Consider the following 13,182-nt stretch of genomic DNA (forward strand, 5'->3'; position numbering starts at 1 on the left):
CTCACAAAAATATTCATATAAATTTTGTTTCTGAAGAAAATAATTATTATAAATAATTTTATGGAATGTTTAAATATACTGATTAATTTTTTTGTTTCGTATGAAACAAAAATATCACAACACTAATGAAGAAGCAATATTGATTTAAAAAAAACGTCATTCGCTAGTCACATGATCTGCTACAAAGTGCTGTACCGTAGGAATTCACTGCCATGCGTGAGCATTCTGACTTCCTGATCATTGATGTTGTTAACTGAGGGTGAAGGTTATAAGTGGTATTTCTGCATGGTAGGGCATTTGGCTTTTAGACAAGGATGTCATACAATCAGAAGACAGAGTTTCTGGTTGTCTAGGCATCGGGATGAAAGGAAGGGAACGGCTTGCTTAGAAAAGATTATTTGCTCAGTATGATGGAAGAATTGACATCCGCAGTAGCATCGGTGCTCGGTCTAAGGCGTGAAAATAAACACGTCGAAGCGCTGAAACAACTAGATGACCTGCTCAACAAGCAGTTTCGTCTTCGTTCAGATTTGCTCAGACGATTGCCGCCGGAACAAATTATTGAGCTTTTCCGATTGGGCCCTGGAATTGAAGCGGATAAGCTTCAGCAGGTGGCTCGCATTTTAGAGGAAGAAGCCGTGATTTACCTGGAAACCAGCAGAACAGACGAGGGCATACGAATCTTGATGAAATCTCTTCATTTATATTTGTACAGCGATACGAATGGCGCGACTCGTGATCTGCAGGTCTTGCCTGAACGAATAGCGTGTATCGTGAAACTGGTGCGTGAATATGAGCTTCCCCCTGAAACCAGCAAACTGTTGGCTGTTCATTACGAGCGGGAAAACAGGCTGGACGAAGCCGCCGATGTCTGGTTTGGATTGGCATGGGAGCAGCCAGAGCTGCTAGCGGAAGCGGAGACGTTTTATAGTCAATTACTGGATAAGACCAATGCAGAGCTGGAGCTGGGTGGAATTTCACGCCAGGAAGTCACCGAGGGTTTGACCGAGATCACCCAATTACATGAAAGAAAGTGAGATGTACCTTTTGGATTCACTGCGCGAACTTATATACCAATTGACCACGGGAGGATCCCTCATAACAGCCACGCTGAGTCAGCTTCGCAAACGGGAGGATGCTTCTTTTACTAAAGTGCAAATCAAACCTGTAGAATTGAAAAATAAGCTGTATTACCAGTTTGCTTTTCATTATAGCAACAAAGTCATTCATGAAAATCTGACCCCTGACGAAGCTAATGAGCGTATGACTGCCTTGTTTGAGGACACGTTCCGCCAAGGACTTCTATGCGCCAAGGATGCAGACTACCAAGTGCTGATCAGTAAAAAATATAAAGTATCCATTCTGACAAAGTCACCGAGCAAAAGTAAAGCCGACCTGTCTCATAATCGCAAAAAGCAATATGTGCTCGAAGAAGGGGAGCGAATTCCTTTCCTGATTGAGCTTGGGATTATGAATGAGGATGGTAAGGTACTGGCCCGCAAGTATGATAAGTTTCGTCAAATTAACCGGTTTCTCGAAATGGTGCAGGATGTATTGCCCAGCCTTCCGGTAGGCCGCCCATTGACGATTGTAGATTTTGGCTGTGGCAAATCGTATTTGACCTTTGCGCTGTATCACTATTTGGCTGTACAGCAAAAGCGACCATTGCAGATCGTTGGTTTGGACTTGAAGGCAGATGTCATTGAAACCTGTAATGTTCTGGCTCAAAAGCTGCAATATCGACAGTTGGAGTTTCTGGTCGGTGATATCGCAGACTATAACGAACTGGAACAGGTGGATATGGTTGTTACCTTGCACGCTTGTGATACAGCAACAGATGCGGCGCTGGAAAAGGCCGTCCGCTGGGGAGCATCCGTTATTTTGTCGGTTCCGTGTTGCCAGCATGAGCTGTTCAGCCAACTAGAAAATCCGGTATTGGAGCCTTTGCTATCTCACGGTATTTTAAAGGAGCGTTTTTCTGCACTGGCAACGGATGGAATCCGGGCCAAACTGCTGGATATGATGGGATATCGGACACAGCTATTGGAATTTATCGACATGGAGCATACACCTAAAAATATTCTGATTCGTGCCGTCAAAGGGCAGGCGGGAGAACAATCCGTTTTGTGGCGTGAATACACAGCATTTCGGGATTTTATTCATGCTGATCCTTATTTGGAATGCGCTTGTGCGGATTTGCTTCCCGAAGGAGCGGGGAAGAAGCAGACACATAGCTAACAATATAGTAAAAGTGGAGCCACTGCGGGGTGGCTCCACTTTTTTGTAGTTTACAGTTCATGGTTGCAGTACGCCAATATCTATCCGCCATAGGCGCTTCTAAAAGCGGTGCACAAGACATCGCGATCCACCTTCCACAATGCCGCGAGCTCCTCGCTGACATCTTCGTCCCACCAGTCGCATAGTAGTTTGCGATTACTATGGTTTTCCGCAATCCAGATAAGGTGTCCGACGACCTTGCGGCAGTATAGCTCCTCGCCCTGCTTGACCAGATCAGGAGCAATGTGAACAGGCAGACGTTTGCAGGTTCGATACAACTCTTTGGTACATGCGCGGCGGATACCACGAGCCGTGGGTAAACGGGATTGTGAATTGTCATGTTTGGGGAATTTGCCGGGAGGCATATTGTACCCCCTCCTCTCTCTCTCAACTTATGCGGGCAGAGGAGCCGGGGTCACTGACCTCCCTATTTGGGCGAAGTGGCGACTTGTTCTGCCGCTGTGATACACTAATGAAAATAGAGAAACAGGCAGGGAGTGGGAAGAGAATTGGACCAAATATCTAGTATCATTAATTATTTGTTTGAGATCATTCGTAGTCTTGGGTATTTTGGTATTATGCTAGGCTTGATGGTTGAGGTCATTCCAAGCGAAATTGTCCTCGCTTACGGTGGCTTTTTAGTATCCTCGGGTCATATTAATTTTTTTGGCGCAGTCGTTTTTGGAACGATTGGCGGGGTTCTGGCCCAGTTGTTCATTTACTGGATTGGACGCTATGGCGGCAGACCGGTATTAGATAAGTACGGGAAATACATACTTATCAAAAAAAGTCATGTCGACCATGCTGAAGCCTGGTTTAACAAATACGGCACAGGGGTCATTTTCACAGCTCGCTTTATTCCTGTTGTGCGTCATGCCATCTCAATCCCTGCCGGGTTGGCTCGAATGAACGTGTGGCGTTTTACTATTTTGACAACGCTAGCGATTATACCTTGGTCTGTTTTGTTTATATATTTAGGTATGCTGCTAGGAGACAAGTGGGAGCAAATTGACGAAGTGGCAGCACCTTACATCAAACCGATTTTGCTGGTTGCCCTTGCGCTCTTGATCATTTATTTTGTTATCAAATGGATTTTGTCCAAAAACAAAAAAGGAAGTGTATAACATGAGCCGTACTAATGTATCGCAATACTTCGGAAAGGGCTTAAGCCCTGAACAGTTTATGGAGGGCATGGAAAAGAACAAAGAAGCCTTCCGCTCTGGGTACGATCAGTTTGTGTGGAATCGCGAAGAGGATCGAGAGTATTTTGAAAGCCTGAACCATCGGGATGATCTGCGCGTGCTTATTTTGGCTGCCGACTGGTGTGGGGATGTGGTACGTAATGTGCCAGTTGTGTTCCGTGCGCTGGAGAATAGCGGGATTCCGACCGAAGTATTAATCTTGGAAAACCATCAGGCGCTGATGGATGACTTCCTGACAATGGGCGGACGTGCTGTACCGATTGTGATTTTTGCGGATACAGGAGGTCACGTACTTGGCCACTGGGGACCACGCCCTGCACATGTCCAACAAATTATGATCGAATTCAAACGTGAAAATCCAGATCGGGAAGCCGATGATTATCAAGAAAAAATTGCAGTTGCTCGTAAAGAAATGGCTGAAAAATATGGGGAGGGAACCGAGGTCCATCCTGTGATTGTTCAGGAATTACGTGAGCTGATCTCGGGATTTTAACTTATGGTGCTATCTATTCGCAGCTTTAATCTCGGTCCACTTCAGACGAACGCTTATTTGCTTCAAGGGGATGATCCACAGCGCGCCATTATTATTGATCCGGGAATGAATCCGGGTCCTTTGCTGAGGGCGATTGAGTCTCTGACTATTGAAGCTATCCTGCTGACCCATGCCCATTTTGACCATATTGGTGGGGTGGAGGAGATTCGCAATGCCAAAGGATGCCCGGTGTATTTGCACGCCTTGGAGCAAGACTGGCTCACATCTCCTAAGCTGAATGGCTCCTTGATGTGGCCAGAGGCATCTCCACCAATCTCAACCGGTCCTGCCGAATATGATTTGGCGGAAGGTCAGCAATTGAACCTGATCGGGCACACGTTCAAGGTGTTCCATACACCGGGCCATTCACCCGGAAGTGTCAGCTTTCTGTGTGGCAAAGATCTTTTTTCCGGGGATGTGCTATTCCGTCAGGGCGTTGGACGCACGGATCTGACGGGTGGGCGGGAACGGGATCTATACGATTCTATTCAAAACAAATTGTTTCCGCTCGGAGATGACGTTACAGTCTATTCCGGTCACGGTCCCAAAACGTCCATCGGTTATGAGAAAGCTAACAATCCGTATATCCGGTAAATGTGATGAACCTTTCAGGAGGGGCAAAATCAAAGGTGTGACAGGTTTTGCCCCAATTCGACAACAAATTATAAATTATGTATAGACAAAGGTTTTTATTTTTGTTAACATAAATTTATTAAAGTTACATACTAAACTCGCGAAGCACGCAAGCTGTGGATGAATCCCGGTTTGCGTTCTTTTTTTTGCCCATTATGAGGATAAAGAGGCATGAGGCCGTCAGATCACAAGGGGGAGCAAGAATGAAAAGAAAACATATACATGGGGTACAACGTGAGATTGGAGGTAGTTTCCGTGTTCCCAATATAATAGATATTGAAGATTCTGTGGTAGGTTCCAAACCGAAGATCATAACTTGGAAAAAGGTGAAACGACGGGGCAGAATCCCTTCACAAAACTGGCATGTGAGACTGAATGAACACAGGTTGGGACGTGGAGACGGTCGATTATGAAGATACATAGATGATATAGACAAGCTACTTTTTTTTTAGTAGACTTAGCAGATAAGTTCAGACAAACGGGGGGGCTAACGATGCATCATTTAGGAGCTAGAATTATGATCGTCGCGGATGCTTTTGAGCAGAATCTTCCTGTGGGCGAACATGGTTATATCATTGCTTACGACCGTAATGCGGACAATGCTTTTGACTATGTCATTCGCGTACCGAAGGTGAACCGCAATTTTTTTGTACCATCCGGGGACATCGAGCTGGAAGAGAGTATTCTCAAGCTTGAAGCCGAGCGGATTGAGCGTGAAGCGCTGATAGATTATGCCCTTGCTACTCATAATGAGCAACTGTTCAAGCATGTAATGAACGGTGGTCTTGATTCGGTAGAGACTGAAGAAGAAGAAACCGCGGCAGAGTTGTTGTCACAGGCTGATTTTATCAGACAAGTCAATTTGCGTGCTTGGATATAGGGGTCGGCTACTGCCGACTCTTTTTAAAAATATATAAAGGGCACAATCTCAGCTCTTATAGTTATCTCGAAAGAGCACCGAGAGGTGCTTTTTTTATATTCTTTTAGCAACATTTCCCTCATTGATGTACAGTTTGCTTCTGTACCGCGTCAAAGATTGAATTGTAAAGGGTTCTATCCTATAATTAAAAACGTTATTTCAAAGTTCGGTGCAGCATTTTTTAATATCAGGATTTTGCAAAATTCGATTCCAGTCGCTTATTGGACTTTTTGCAAAATCCTCATATACATGAGGAGGGTTTTGTATGAACATTTCCACGGAAGATGTCCGTCACGTAGCCAAGCTATCTAGGTTGAATCTGACCGCGGCTGAAGAAGAAACGATGACAGGACAATTAAACGCCATTCTCCATTATGCGGAGAAGCTGAATGAGCTGGATACGGAGCAGGTAAAACCGACCACTCATGTGCTGCACGTCAGCAATGTCATGCGAGACGACGAAGTTCGTGAAAGTTTGACACATGAGCAAGTGATGCGCAATGCACCTGAAGAAGAAGACGGACAGTTTAAGGTTCCTGCTGTTCTGGAATAGATCTCATATTTGAAAGGAGGATGCAAATTGAGCTTGTTCAATAACACATTGCCCGAGATACATAACAAGCTGCATCAAAAGGAAATTTCCGTGAGTGATCTGGTGGGACACGCTCTGGAGACGATTGGTGCGCGGGAAGACAAGATCAGAGCTTATATTACCGTTGACGAGGAACAGGCCCGTGCATCCGCACGTCAGCTGGATGATCAGCTGATTTCCGGAGAGGAAAGAGGGTTGTTGTTTGGTCTGCCGGTTGGTATTAAGGATAATATTGTGACAGAAGGGCTGCGTACAACATGTGGCAGTCAGTTTTTGAAAAATTTTGATCCCGTTTACGATGCCACAGTTGTTAGCAAGTTGCGCGCAGCGCAAACTGTGACACTCGGTAAAATGAACATGGACGAATTCGCCATGGGCGGCTCTAACGAGAACTCCAGCTTTTTCCCTGCACGTAACCCTTGGGATTTAGAACGTGTTCCCGGCGGTTCCAGTGGCGGCTCGGCTGCGGCTGTTGCAGCGGGTGAGGCTTATTTCACGCTCGGTTCGGATACAGGTGGTTCCATTCGCCAGCCTGCTTCTTACTGCGGTGTAGTTGGCCTGAAACCAACCTATGGTCTAGTATCCCGTTTTGGACTGGTGGCTTTTGCCTCCTCTTTAGACCAAATTGGACCTATTACTAAAAATGTTCAGGATTCGGCCTATGTCCTACAAGCCATTGCAGGTTATGACCAGAAGGACTCCACTTCTGCAAAGGTAGACATTCCTGATTATTTGAACGCTTTAACCGGGGATGTAAAAGGACTTCGTATCGCTGTGCCTAAAGAGTATCTTGGTGAGGGCGTAGATCCACAGGTAAAGGAAAAGGTGCTCGACGCACTGAAAACGCTGGAAGGATTGGGCGCGGTATGGGAAGAGGTATCTCTTCCGCACACGGAATATGCGGTAGCGACATACTACCTGTTGGCTTCATCCGAAGCGTCGTCCAATCTGGCCCGCTTTGACGGCGTGCGCTATGGTGTGCGTTCTGACAATCCGGACAACCTGCTTGATCTTTACCATCAGTCCCGTACGCAGGGTTTTGGTCCCGAGGTGAAGCGTCGGATTATGCTGGGTACCTATGCACTCAGCTCTGGGTACTACGATGCTTATTATTTGAAAGCTCAAAAAGTGCGCACACTGATTAAACAGGATTTTGATCGTGTATTTGAACAATATGATGTAATTATCGGACCTACTGCACCGACAACTGCCTTCAAAATCGGCTCACAAGTGGATGATCCATTGACGATGTATTTGAACGACATTTTGACGATTCCGGTGAGCTTAGCTGGTGTGCCAGCCATCAGCATTCCGTGTGGTCTTGCGGATGGAATGCCAGTCGGACTACAAATTATTGGAAAGGCCTTTGACGAGTCTTCCGTGCTACGCGTAGCTCATGCTTTTGAACAAAATACCGAATTTCACAAGCAGCGTCCGCAGCTGTAATTTGCTAAAAAGGAGGGAACCTATTCATGTCTACAACTACATCCAAATATGAGACGGTCATCGGACTTGAAGTGCACGTGGAATTGCATACGAAGTCTAAAATATTCTGTGGATGCTCGACATCCTTCGGAGCACCACCCAACTCTCATACATGTCCGGTCTGTCTCGGTCATCCAGGGGTATTGCCGGTATTGAACCGTCAGGCCGTTGATTATGCAATGAAAGCAGCAATGGCGCTGAATTGCACCATTGCTGATGTGAGCAAGTTTGACCGTAAGAACTATTTTTACCCCGATTCACCTAAGGCTTACCAAATCTCACAATACGATCAACCCATTGGCGAAAATGGCTGGATTGATATTGAAGTGAATGGTGAGACAAAGCGTATCGGTATTACCCGACTGCATCTGGAAGAGGACGCAGGAAAATTAACACATGTTGATGGTGGCTACGCATCTTTGGTCGATTTTAACCGGGTCGGCACACCATTGGTCGAGATCGTTTCGGAGCCGGAAATATCTTCGCCGGAAGAAGCCAAGGCCTATCTGGAAAAAATACGTGCCATTATGCAGTATTGTGATGTATCCGATGTGAAGATGGAGGAAGGATCACTTCGCTGCGACGCGAATATCAGTCTTCGTCCGCATGGACAAAAAGAGCTGGGAACTAAAGCGGAACTGAAAAACATGAACTCCTTCCGTGGCGTACAGCGCGGACTGGAATATGAGCAGTTCCGACAGGAGCAGACGTTGGACGAAGGCGGAACGATTGTACAGGAGACACGTCGTTGGGATGAGGCACAAGGTAAAACCTTATCCATGCGTGGTAAGGAACAGGCCCATGACTATCGTTATTTCCCAGACCCGGATCTCGTTACACTGCATATAGATGAGGAATGGAAAGAACGCATCCGTGCTTCGATTCCTGAATTGCCTGACCAGCGTAAAGCACGCTACACTTCGGAATATGGATTACCTGAGTATGATGCCCAGGTGATTACGTCCTCCAAGCCATTGGCCGATTTGTTTGAGGATAGCCTTCAATTCACCAAGGATGCCAAAGCAGTATCCAACTGGATTATGGGGGATTTACTTGGTTATTTGAACAGTGCCAGTGTGGAGCTGTCGCAGGTTAAATTGACCGGACGGGGCTTGGGTGAAATGATCGGACTGCTGGAGAAGGGAACGATCAATAGCAAAATCGCCAAAACGGTCTTCAAGGAAATGCTGGAAAGTGATAAACTGCCACAGCAAATTGTTGAAGAAAAAGGGCTTGTACAGATCAGTGATGAGGGTGCAATCTTGACCATTGTCGAACAAGTTGTAGCAGCTAACCCGCAATCGGTCGAAGATTACAAAGCCGGCAAGCAAAAGGCCATCGGCTTCCTAGTCGGTCAAGTGATGAAGGAGAGCAAGGGAAAGGCAAACCCTGGCCTTGCTAATAAGTTGCTGACGGAAGTGCTGAACCGCTAATGGCATAGATTTGACAGGGGCTTGTCTTTTAGGGACAGGCCCCTTTTGCATAGACGCTGAGAACGATTGGCGCGAACAAGCTTTAGAATCCTGATGGCATTTTATGAGTTTCCTTAGGAGGGAAAACAGCATGGTTACCCTATGTTCATTGGAAGATGATGATATCGTCAGTCAGATATGGCGTCTCCAGCACGCTGCCTATAGGCTGGAAGCTGAGCTGATTGGGTTTGATGAGATTCCTCCACTGATGGATACATTGGATACGCTGAGAAGCTGTGGAGAGTCTTTTTATGGGTGGCTGGAGGAAGGTGAATTGCTAGGGGCACTGGCTGTGCAGTCTGATTCGCCCGATTCGCCCGATTCGCTTACTCTTACACGTATGATGGTTCACCCAGATCATTTTCGAAAAGGTATTGCAGACTCTTTAATGAAGCATGTTTTGAATGAATATCAAAATATCCCGTTGTTTATCGTCTCTACAGGAACTTTAAATACTCCTGCCGTGACATTGTATCGAAAACATGGCTTTCGCCCCGTATCTGCGGCGGAGGTCGCCCCAGGCGTGGAATTAACCACCTACCATCTGCATAAGTTGGAATAGCATTGAGTTATCATTAAATTGGCATTAAAAATGCACATAAGCCCACAAACCGCGCACCCGGAGTGGGAAGCACGACATAACCGGGAGGAGTAACTTGAATGAATAATCCGTGGATTATAGACGATTCACATATCATTTTACGGCTTTTGCTGTCCATGCTTCTCGGTGGATTCATTGGCTTTGAACGCGAACGTTCCAATCACGCAGCTGGTTTGAGGACTCATATTATGGTCAGTCTTGGTTCGACGCTGATTATGCTACTCTCCATTTACGGCTTTGCCGATTTTATTAAAGAAGCTAATGTACGCATAGATCCCGCTCGTTTGGCTACGGCTGTAATCACTGGCGTAGGCTTTTTGGGTGCAGGGACGATTATGTTCACAGGTAAATCCATTACCGGACTAACGACTGCGGCTTCCATTTGGGTCGTGGCTGCCATTGGTCTTGGGGTCGGAGCAGGCTTTTATTTCCCGTCTATAGCGGCGACAGTGCTCGTATTTTTAAATTTATGGGTATTTAACAAAGTCGAACTTCGGTATATGCGTGGACGCAAGCGTCATCTTATTATATTGTACGGATTGTCGTCTCACGGATTGCTGGAGCAGATTTCCACTTATTTAGAGCAAGAAAAAGTGGAAATACGTAAAATAATGATTAAAGAACATGAAAATGTCCCATTTCACGAATTACATCCAGATCGGCAGAGTATGGAGGTTTCCCTAGAGGTGCTGTCCCGTCATGATTTTAATCCCGTACGTATTGCCGCTGATTTACGACAATGGGAAGATATAGCTGCAGTCTCTGTTGAGTAATAGCCTACCTTTTTTTAACAGTTACTCTTAAATCCGATTGGGGTACTATGTAAGCATTGAAGTATTTTTCAGCGGAGCCACGCATGGGATTCAAAGGGGAGGATGGCATGAACTCGGAACAACCGTTACCGTCTGGAGAGGCTGGGCAGCTACAAGCGCCGGAACAGCGGGAACAACCCAGACAGGGGAAGCGTCTAAAATATGCTAAATTTCGCAAAGTGATTGCCATTATCATGGCCGCATTGTTACCCGGACTGGGACATCTTTTTTTAGGGCTGTTTATTAGGGGGCTTAGTTTTATTGTGTTGCTCCTGCTAGATATTTTTGCGATGCTGTATGTTTCTTCTGATGGCTTGAGGATTAACATCCCATTACTTATTTTGCTTGGATTGTTCATACCCGTTTTATATTTTTATAATGTATATGATGTCTTACAGTCAGCAGATTACATGGTTCGTTATCGGCGTAAGCCAGATCGTTATGCACGAATGGATGCTAAAGGCCAGCAAAGTAGTCCTTTTTATGCATGGGAGAGAGGCTTTGCTTTTGCTGTGCTGATGGTGGCAGGCGGTGGGCTTATGATTTTGTTTCGCATGAAACCTCGCTGGTTGAGCAATTTCTTTGAGGATTATGGATTCCTGACGCTGGCCATTTTATTAATGATGATCGGTTTATCCCTTTTTCTAAGGGAAGCCTTTCTGTCCTTTAAACGTAAAAAGTTGAAAGAAAGAGGGTGAAGCTGGCGTGCACCGTAAAATAAGAGTCGGTCGCTACACCTCTTCGCTTCTGTTGATGGCTGTAGGCATTTTGCTTATTGTAGATGTGTTTCAAAATACTGAATATATGCTTCAGCTCCTCGTTTGGTGGCCCGTAATCTTCGTGCTTTGGGGACTGGAATATCTGATTTTTTTTGCTGTGTACTATCGGAAAGAAGGCAAGTCTGACAACGGAAGGCGATTCAGACCTGACCTAAAGGGGATTCTGTCCGCTTTGGTAGTGGCAGCCTCGGTTTTTATCGTGACCCAGCAAAATCATTATATGTATCTGTGGAACCGGGTCAGTCTCAATCTGACGTCAGCCTCTATGGATTTTAGTCAGGCTAAAGAGAATCGGTATGATATGGGTGGTGTACTGGTACCTGTAACTATGCAGACGTCCGATTTAGTAGTTGATTCGGTTAATGGTGATGTAACACTGATCAGACGGCCTGTGTCCAATATAGAGGTACGTGGGACTCTATGGGTGGATCAAGCGCCTGCTGCCGAAGCGGACAAGATTGCTCAAGCTTCTTCACTGACTTCTACCGACGGCAAGACCATCCAGATTCGTCCGGAGGCACAGTCATACGGAGCTTCAAGCAAACGTCAGCCCCGTGTGAACATGCTGATCACCGTGCCGGAGGACCGGCGGTTCAATGTGCAGATTAGAACCTCCAACGGGAATATTACCCTGAATGGAGTTGATGCTATTGATAGCATTCGGCTCGAGAGCGGTAATGGAAATCTCACCGTTAATGACGCTATCGGCAATGTCAAGGGAGGCACGCTGAACGGTCAGGTTAAATTGCATCGGATTTCTGGAGATGTAGATGTGCGCACGAACCGTGGCGATATGCAGGCAGGAGATATTGAAGGAGCTGTGACACTACACACCATGGTAGGTGATATTCAGCTCGCTCGTTCGGAAGGGGACATCACCGTAGATACTCAGAATGGTGACATGAATGTGCTGAATTCTACAGCCAAGCTGAATGCAAATTCGCTTAATGGCTCTATCAAAGTGCATAGCGAGCAGGTGGGCGGAGATTGGAAAATATACAGTGCTGTCGGTGATATTGTATTGGATCTTCCGTCGAATGGAGATTTTCAGTTAGAGGGTTCAAGCAGTTATGGTAATCTTCAATCCGATTTTCCATTTAAAATAGACAGTAAAAGTATTTCAGGCCAAAACGGGACAGGCAAGTATGCGATCAACGTAGAGGGTAACAGTAATTTAACCATTAAAAAGTTACTGATGCCGTCGTTACCTGACTTGGATGATTCCGGGGGTACGACTGCGCCCGATACATCTGAAAGCTCTCCGGCTGAACCCGGAGCTCCTGAGTCAGATACTTCTATAGGAACATCCGGCGACAATACGGCGCGTTGACAAGAAACTTGAGTAGACCGTACAATGTGAGTAGGTTTAGAAGTAAGTTGTAAAATAGATGCGTGGTAATTGATAGGATCGTAAGTAAGGGATAAGGCGGTGGACATATATGGCGGCACGCGTCCAGCATGCTTTGGAACTTCTGAAGAAGACAGGTGTACGCATAACACCCCAGCGTCATGCCATATTAAACTATTTAATGGAAACTATGGGGCACCCGACTGCAGATGAAATATATCGAGCGCTTGAGTCCAAGTTTCCAAGTATGAGTGTGGCTACGGTTTATAATAACTTAAAGATGTTTATAGAAGCGGGTATGGTACATGAGTTGACCTATGGAGATAACGCCAGTCGTTATGATGCCAATATTTCGGAGCACTATCACATCATTTGCGAAAAATGCGGAAAAATTGAAGATTTCAGTTATCCCTATTTGGCTGATGTGGAACGCCATGCCGCGTTGGAAACAGGCTTCGAGGTGCATGGACATCGAATGGAGTTACACGGAGTATGCAAAGCTTGTAGTAACAAACAAACGTAACGAAACA

The 13,182-nt window shown here is 45.9% G+C and carries 16 protein-coding genes; 15 read left to right on the plus strand and 1 reads right to left on the minus strand.

The annotated features are described in order from the left end of the window. The first annotated feature begins 380 nt into the window (after positions 1 to 380). Together MHB46_RS19175 and MHB46_RS19180 are read left to right on the plus strand one after the other, a co-directional pair. On the plus strand, positions 381 to 1,037 hold the full coding sequence (locus MHB46_RS19175) for a DUF6483 family protein (RefSeq protein WP_103050297.1): 657 nt from the start codon (positions 381 to 383) through the stop codon (positions 1,035 to 1,037). Then, a complete protein-coding gene (locus tag MHB46_RS19180; protein WP_341163130.1) occupies positions 1,024 to 2,238 on the plus strand; it encodes a class I SAM-dependent methyltransferase in 1,215 nt (404 codons plus the stop codon). Before MHB46_RS19175 ends, MHB46_RS19180 begins: the two co-directional genes overlap by 14 nt. 80 nt (positions 2,239 to 2,318) lie before the next feature. Here the strand turns inward: MHB46_RS19180 and MHB46_RS19185 are convergent, their stop codons facing one another. Then, the gene (locus tag MHB46_RS19185; RefSeq protein WP_013311916.1) at positions 2,319 to 2,642 is read right to left on the minus strand and encodes a hypothetical protein; all 324 of its coding nucleotides are present in this window, start codon (positions 2,640 to 2,642) and stop codon (positions 2,319 to 2,321) included. Positions 2,643 to 2,786: 144 nt separating this feature from the next. On the opposite strand from MHB46_RS19185, the gene MHB46_RS19190 reads away from it, so the two are divergent. The 13 genes from MHB46_RS19190 (at position 2,787) to MHB46_RS19250 (ending at position 13,175) form a co-directional block, all read left to right on the plus strand. After that, a complete protein-coding gene (locus tag MHB46_RS19190; RefSeq protein ID WP_013311915.1) occupies positions 2,787 to 3,401 on the plus strand; it encodes a DedA family protein in 615 nt (204 codons plus the stop codon). Between the two features lies 1 nt (position 3,402). Next, complete coding sequence (locus tag MHB46_RS19195) at positions 3,403 to 3,972, plus strand: thioredoxin family protein (RefSeq protein WP_061831455.1); 570 nt, start codon at positions 3,403 to 3,405, stop codon at positions 3,970 to 3,972. 3 nt (positions 3,973 to 3,975) lie between these two features. After that, positions 3,976 to 4,605: an MBL fold metallo-hydrolase gene (locus MHB46_RS19200; RefSeq protein ID WP_061831454.1), complete on the plus strand. Its 630-nt coding sequence runs from the start codon at positions 3,976 to 3,978 to the stop codon at positions 4,603 to 4,605. A gap of 242 nt (positions 4,606 to 4,847) precedes the next feature. Next, entirely contained in the window at positions 4,848 to 5,057 is a 210-nt protein-coding gene (locus tag MHB46_RS19205) for a hypothetical protein (protein WP_341163131.1), read from the plus strand. 80 nt (positions 5,058 to 5,137) lie between these two features. Next, positions 5,138 to 5,524: a hypothetical protein gene (locus MHB46_RS19210; RefSeq protein ID WP_061831452.1), complete on the plus strand. Its 387-nt coding sequence runs from the start codon at positions 5,138 to 5,140 to the stop codon at positions 5,522 to 5,524. A gap of 304 nt (positions 5,525 to 5,828) precedes the next feature. Next, positions 5,829 to 6,116 carry an Asp-tRNA(Asn)/Glu-tRNA(Gln) amidotransferase subunit GatC gene (gene gatC / locus MHB46_RS19215; protein ID WP_013311910.1) on the plus strand — a complete coding sequence of 96 codons (288 nt, stop codon included), beginning with the start codon at positions 5,829 to 5,831 and terminating at the stop codon, positions 6,114 to 6,116. A gap of 27 nt (positions 6,117 to 6,143) precedes the next feature. Then, complete coding sequence (gene gatA, locus MHB46_RS19220) at positions 6,144 to 7,601, plus strand: Asp-tRNA(Asn)/Glu-tRNA(Gln) amidotransferase subunit GatA (protein ID WP_023990257.1); 1,458 nt, start codon at positions 6,144 to 6,146, stop codon at positions 7,599 to 7,601. A gap of 26 nt (positions 7,602 to 7,627) precedes the next feature. Then, positions 7,628 to 9,073, plus strand: coding sequence for an Asp-tRNA(Asn)/Glu-tRNA(Gln) amidotransferase subunit GatB (gene gatB / locus MHB46_RS19225; protein ID WP_322174847.1), 1,446 nt, complete (start codon positions 7,628 to 7,630; stop codon positions 9,071 to 9,073). 130 nt (positions 9,074 to 9,203) lie between these two features. Continuing rightward, positions 9,204 to 9,674 carry a GNAT family N-acetyltransferase gene (locus tag MHB46_RS19230; protein WP_341163132.1) on the plus strand — a complete coding sequence of 157 codons (471 nt, stop codon included), beginning with the start codon at positions 9,204 to 9,206 and terminating at the stop codon, positions 9,672 to 9,674. 98 nt (positions 9,675 to 9,772) lie between these two features. Then, on the plus strand, positions 9,773 to 10,486 hold the full coding sequence (locus MHB46_RS19235) for an MgtC/SapB family protein (RefSeq protein ID WP_341163133.1): 714 nt from the start codon (positions 9,773 to 9,775) through the stop codon (positions 10,484 to 10,486). Between the two features lie 83 nt (positions 10,487 to 10,569). Beyond that, the gene (locus tag MHB46_RS19240) at positions 10,570 to 11,223 is read left to right on the plus strand and encodes a hypothetical protein (RefSeq protein WP_069290370.1); all 654 of its coding nucleotides are present in this window, start codon (positions 10,570 to 10,572) and stop codon (positions 11,221 to 11,223) included. Between the two features lie 7 nt (positions 11,224 to 11,230). Beyond that, complete coding sequence (locus MHB46_RS19245) at positions 11,231 to 12,634, plus strand: DUF4097 family beta strand repeat-containing protein (protein WP_341163134.1); 1,404 nt, start codon at positions 11,231 to 11,233, stop codon at positions 12,632 to 12,634. A 109-nt stretch (positions 12,635 to 12,743) separates the two neighbouring features. Then, positions 12,744 to 13,175, plus strand: coding sequence for a Fur family transcriptional regulator (locus tag MHB46_RS19250; protein WP_013311903.1), 432 nt, complete (start codon positions 12,744 to 12,746; stop codon positions 13,173 to 13,175). Positions 13,176 to 13,182: the final 7 nt, after the last annotated feature.

It is taken from the genome of Paenibacillus sp. FSL H7-0703 (genome assembly GCF_038003485.1).
Taxonomy (GTDB): Bacteria; Bacillota; Bacilli; order Paenibacillales; family Paenibacillaceae; genus Paenibacillus; species Paenibacillus polymyxa_B.

What these genes read in the sequence shown, in the direction of transcription:
- MHB46_RS19180 (WP_341163130.1), top strand. Translation starts at nt 1,024, where the DNA reads ATGAAAGAAAGTGAGATGTACCTTTTGGATTCACTGCGCGAACTTATA.
- MHB46_RS19185 (WP_013311916.1), bottom strand. Translation starts at nt 2,642, where the DNA reads ATGCCTCCCGGCAAATTCCCCAAACATGACAATTCACAATCCCGTTTA.
- MHB46_RS19195 (WP_061831455.1), top strand. Translation starts at nt 3,403, where the DNA reads ATGAGCCGTACTAATGTATCGCAATACTTCGGAAAGGGCTTAAGCCCT.
- MHB46_RS19200 (WP_061831454.1), top strand. Translation starts at nt 3,976, where the DNA reads ATGGTGCTATCTATTCGCAGCTTTAATCTCGGTCCACTTCAGACGAAC.
- MHB46_RS19205 (WP_341163131.1), top strand. Translation starts at nt 4,848, where the DNA reads ATGAAAAGAAAACATATACATGGGGTACAACGTGAGATTGGAGGTAGT.
- MHB46_RS19210 (WP_061831452.1), top strand. Translation starts at nt 5,138, where the DNA reads ATGCATCATTTAGGAGCTAGAATTATGATCGTCGCGGATGCTTTTGAG.
- gatC (WP_013311910.1), top strand. Translation starts at nt 5,829, where the DNA reads ATGAACATTTCCACGGAAGATGTCCGTCACGTAGCCAAGCTATCTAGG.
- gatB (WP_322174847.1), top strand. Translation starts at nt 7,628, where the DNA reads ATGTCTACAACTACATCCAAATATGAGACGGTCATCGGACTTGAAGTG.
- MHB46_RS19230 (WP_341163132.1), top strand. Translation starts at nt 9,204, where the DNA reads ATGGTTACCCTATGTTCATTGGAAGATGATGATATCGTCAGTCAGATA.
- MHB46_RS19235 (WP_341163133.1), top strand. Translation starts at nt 9,773, where the DNA reads ATGAATAATCCGTGGATTATAGACGATTCACATATCATTTTACGGCTT.
- MHB46_RS19240 (WP_069290370.1), top strand. Translation starts at nt 10,570, where the DNA reads ATGGGATTCAAAGGGGAGGATGGCATGAACTCGGAACAACCGTTACCG.
- MHB46_RS19250 (WP_013311903.1), top strand. Translation starts at nt 12,744, where the DNA reads ATGGCGGCACGCGTCCAGCATGCTTTGGAACTTCTGAAGAAGACAGGT.